Genomic DNA, 2,765 nt, shown 5'->3' with positions numbered 1-2,765 from the left:
AAACCTCCAAATAATTAACAGTTATTTGGAGGTTTTTATTTGCATAGTATTTCTATAGTTATATTTATTCAATACATGCTCTTTTCTTTGGAGCGAAACCTCGGTGTATATCTGTGTTGTAGTAATGCTTGAATGTCCTAATAATTCCTGAACATCCCTAATAGAAGCACCGTTGTTTAATAATTCAGTTGCAAAGGTATGACGTATATAGTGAGGAGTAGTATTAGTATCAATCATGGAGATAATCTTATATTTATCAAAAATATTTTCTATTCCAAATATTGAAAGTTGTTTACCGTATTTGTTTAAAAAGAAATGATTGCTTTGAGGATTATATTGGGACCTAATAGATAAATATGTTTTCAATGATTTCATAGTATCAGTGCTTGAGATATATAAAATACGCTCTTTTTTCCCTTTACCTTTAATTAAAATAGATTTATCAGTATGAAAATCAGTTAGCGTTAGTTTGCTTATCTCGCTAATACGTAATCCTGTACTAATAAGTAGTTCAAGAATAGCAATATTTCTAATTTTATTTTTCTTTTGAAAATTCGTTTTTTCTGCAGATAGGTAAGCTGCCTCTAGTAGAGAGCTTATATCATGTAAATTAATTGTGCGTGGAAGCTTTTTCTCTTTTCGAACTGATAGCAATATTATTTCGTAATCGGAACTAACTATGTTTTGGTGCTTTAAATATTGATAAAACATTTTAAGAGTTATTTGAGCTCTTTTAATTGTTGAAGATTTATACCGCTGGATTAGGTGTTTTTGATATTCAATTAATGAAATCTCATCTGATATTTTGTATTCTTCTTGCATCAAATACTGTTTAAATGTTACTAAATCTTGTTTGTAAGCTTTTATTGAATGAATGGACAAATTTTGTGTTTTTTTGTACTCAATGAATTGATCAATATAATTGTTCATGGGAGACACCTCTTATTTATACTTTTGACTCTAAAAGTATAATATAAATTGCAGTATTTCTGATTCAAAATTACTTTTATATTGGGAAAATATGTACCGCATGTACTTTTTTGAAAGTATGTGTGTTAACAAAAAACATATAGAAAAAACAGGTTTATTCCTAATCTATGCTTGATAGATAATTGGGAATAAACCTGTTTTTATTTTTATAGATCTTCTAGAACCTGACTAGCATCAGTCTTTGGTCGGCTTTCTTCTTGAAGTTTTTCAATTAAAGCCTTAATTTGTTCAAGAGTCGATTTTTCATAAAATGGAACAGCAATGAGTACATCTGGACCAGTTTTAACAAATGAAAGTGTGCTTTGGAAAGCTGTTAATCCGATTAGAATACCAACAATTAATCCAATGATACCTAAGATAATTGAACGAGCTGTAAATCCCCAAATCCCTAAAGCAATTAGTATCAAGCCGATAGTTAATGGCCATGCAGCAACCTTTGAGCTCACTTTTACATCAGATACATCATTCAATGGTGCACTATTATCATTTTTTCCTGTTGGGATAAATCCAAAAAGTAGGTTTGAAAATTGAACCTTAACTTGGTCGGCGGTGACTGATGCAGAGCCTTTCATCCAAAAGAATAGTAAACTAAGTGAAAAGTTAAACATAAAATTCCTCCTATAATCAGAGCAGGCTATCAATCAACCTAGCTCTTCATGTAATACGTTTACTTTATCACAAAATAAGCGTTTATCCACCTTGATTTGCATAGTTAAGGGTGTAAATTCTATCAGTTACCAGGAGCTAAGTGGCATAATTAACTCAAACAAATTATTGGAGTGTATCAAAATGAATTTAAAACCATATTACAATCGATTAGAACAAAATTTGGGTGCTCAAGGTTGGATGACAATTGGGACCTGGGCTCAATCACCCTTTCAGGTTATTTGGAGTGCTATTCTAATTCAAAATGCGAGTGCTAACAATGCTGACGCTGCGGCTACGGATTTGTTTTCCCAAACGAAAAATGACCCAGCGGTGATTCGCGGATTAAGTGTTGATGAGCTGGCTGAGATTATCAAACCAGCGGGATTATATCAAACTAAGGCAAAATACATTAAGGCCGCTGCTGACTGGCTGGAACAATATAATGATGATGCGAAACTGATTGAACAAATGAGTCGTGAAGAATTACAAAGCGAGTTAATTGGTGTCAAAGGAATTGGAAATGAAACTGGTGATGATATTCTAATGTATGCTTTTCACAAACCGGTTTTTATTGTGGATACCTATGCTAAACGTCAATTCGAGTGGATGGGAATCGATATGCCAAAGGATTATCGGAAATTCCAAGTTATTGCTGAAGATGACTGGCAACTAAATTGGGATGAAGCACAGGAATTACATGCTCTAATTGACACTTTTGGTAAGCAGGTTAAGAATCAAAAACAATGGGATGAAAGCATGATGGCGGGCTTTACTTTGAAATGAGAACACAAAAAAACAGCCATCATAGTAGTCGGGATGGCTGTTTGGCATTTACATCGAGGTAAATGCGGCGTGAAAATTCACGCATCGAACACGCATGTTCGATTAGATTTGGCACCTATGAATAGTATTGTATCATACTAACCTATGTTTTAACCCGAATAATTAGAATGAATGTCAAAACTGTTAATTTTTAAACGATTTTGAGTCATTCGTTAGATAATGAACAAGTTATGCTAATATTTTGCTTGTAGGCGAGGTTAATCCTTACCGAAACTTCGGGGGGAGTTTAACAAACAGGGGAGTAATGGAGATCAGACGTTGTTGCGCTCGGCCCTGTCAAGTTG

Annotated in this window: 3 protein-coding genes; 1 reads left to right on the top strand and 2 read right to left on the bottom strand. The window is 33.5% G+C overall.

From position 1 onward, the window contains the following. Window positions 1-21: 21 nt before the first annotated feature. Together IV88_RS08840 and IV88_RS08835 are read right to left on the bottom strand one after the other, a co-directional pair. Window positions 22-930, bottom strand: coding sequence for a tyrosine-type recombinase/integrase (locus IV88_RS08840; protein WP_057800528.1), 909 nt, complete (start codon window positions 928-930; stop codon window positions 22-24). A 206-nt stretch (window positions 931-1,136) separates the two neighbouring features. Next, the gene (locus IV88_RS08835; RefSeq protein WP_057800527.1) at window positions 1,137-1,598 is read right to left on the bottom strand and encodes a hypothetical protein; all 462 of its coding nucleotides are present in this window, start codon (window positions 1,596-1,598) and stop codon (window positions 1,137-1,139) included. 181 nt (window positions 1,599-1,779) lie between these two features. On the opposite strand from IV88_RS08835, the gene IV88_RS08830 reads away from it, so the two are divergent. Next, window positions 1,780-2,421 carry an endonuclease III domain-containing protein gene (locus IV88_RS08830; protein WP_057800526.1) on the top strand — a complete coding sequence of 214 codons (642 nt, stop codon included), beginning with the start codon at window positions 1,780-1,782 and terminating at the stop codon, window positions 2,419-2,421. Window positions 2,422-2,765: the final 344 nt, after the last annotated feature.

The organism is Pediococcus argentinicus (genome assembly GCF_001437605.1).
In the GTDB taxonomy this organism is placed as follows: domain Bacteria; phylum Bacillota; class Bacilli; order Lactobacillales; family Lactobacillaceae; genus Pediococcus; species Pediococcus argentinicus.
Note: the sequence above shows the minus strand (reverse complement) of the source record. Positions and strands in the feature narration are given on the sequence as shown.